General features: G+C 45.6%; 2 protein-coding genes. Both read right to left on the bottom strand.

Annotated features, from left to right (window positions below; all coding sequences use genetic code 11):
* Positions 1-511, bottom strand: a 511-nt coding sequence (locus WEIDD23_RS13325; protein WP_197458754.1) for a hypothetical protein, incomplete at its 3' end; no start/stop codon positions are given.
* A 72-nt stretch (positions 512-583) separates the two neighbouring features.
* The coding region (locus WEIDD23_RS00700; protein ID WP_062358665.1) for a GH25 family lysozyme at positions 584-1,630 on the bottom strand (1,047 nt) is incomplete at its 5' end.

Below are 1,630 nucleotides of genomic sequence, written 5' to 3'. Positions count from 1 at the left end.
ACTCGTACGTTGCAACAACGGGTTGTTGCGTTGATGAAGACTGGCGAATCAATTCCTTCATCTCTTGGTCACCCAAGATTGAATCATCCAAGTGAGCGGCTTGCAATTCCTTACGGGCATCCGCAATCATATCACTTGAAATGTTCGTGCCATCAGCAGTTTGGTTTGGATCGTATGATGCCATCCCCGAGTTGCTGGTTGCTGGAGCACTTGAACTTGAAGCAGCTTCGCTCGATGCCACTGGTGCAGCTTCTGATGACGCCGCACTAGACGTCGCTTCTGACTCACTTGAAGCAACTGAAGAAGATGCTTCTGACGTTGCTTCACTTGATGAACTTGCTGACTCAAGCGCTGACGTTTCTGCCTTTTCACTTGATGAACTGCTCTTCTTTGATGAAGACGTTTCTTCTGTACCAGGGTGTGTGTTCGTGTTTGCTGTTGCAAAGTAGAACCCACCACCGATAAGCGCCACAACAATAACACCCAAAATGGCTACTGCACTTTTTTTCATAATTTTGTCCTCCGTAGTCTTCATGACTCCCTAATATCATTATACTAGATATTCATGATAATTTACGAATAATTAGCGAAGGAAGAATGTACCGTTATCACCGAAGTAGTACTTCTTACCATCAATTGTTTGCCAACCTTGTACGGCACGACCATCGTTACCAACGTAGTAACGCAATCCCCAAGCATTTTCCCATGAATTGTTTTGGCGTTGTCCGTTTTGGAACCAGTAGTATGAGCCCATGTAGAAGCGGAAACCAGTGAAGTATGAGCCATTCTCATACCACTTCCAACCAGCTCCCATATCCATGAACCCTGACCATGGTGCCAAGACACCATTACCATCAGCCTTGTACTTTTCTGCTTGGTTACTTACGATACCATTCTTACGCAAGTAGAACGTACCATCAGTACCGAAGAAGTACTTCTTACCGCCGATCGAACGCACGCCCTGTACGGCACGTCCGTTGCTATCCGTGTAGTACTTCAAGCCCCAAGCTTCACGCCAACCATTATCTTGACGGATTCCACCATTACCGAACCAGTAGTACGTACCCATGTAGAAGCGGAAACCATCAAATGGTACACCATTCTCATACCAGCGCCAGCCACGACCACCGTCGTAGTATCCTGATGCCTTCTTACCGTTGACATAGTACACATCCCCACGGAAGCCGGTGAATGAATCACCCTTCATTGGTGAACCGTAATCAATTGATACGTCAAATACACCGCTCACACCTGGGAACGTCGTATTTGAGTTCCATTGCCAAGCACCGTATGAACCGTACCATAGATCATTCTTGTTTGGGTTGTATGGATATGAGGCCATCCAAACATTGCGGTTACCAAATGATGACAAGTTCATGCCCATTTCTGATGAATAGCTGGCATATGTGTACAACATTTGGTTGTTGTAACCCAAATCATTCAAACGGTTACGGAAAGCCAATGCGTTGTTCGTCACATTTCCAGTCTTCGTGCTACTATCTTCCAAGTCATCAACCATGACAACTGACTTTGACAATCCCAAGTTTGCAGCTTGGTTAGCAAAGTAATTCGCTTCAGTAACAGCACTACCAGAATCAGTAAAGTGTGCGTAGTGATAAACGCCGATCTT

Origin of the sequence: Weissella sp. DD23 (assembly GCF_001579105.1) — a bacterium.
GTDB lineage: Bacteria > Bacillota > Bacilli > Lactobacillales > Lactobacillaceae > Weissella > Weissella cibaria.
The sequence above is the reverse complement of the archived record's forward strand: the minus strand, read 5'-3'. Positions and strand labels throughout refer to the sequence as shown.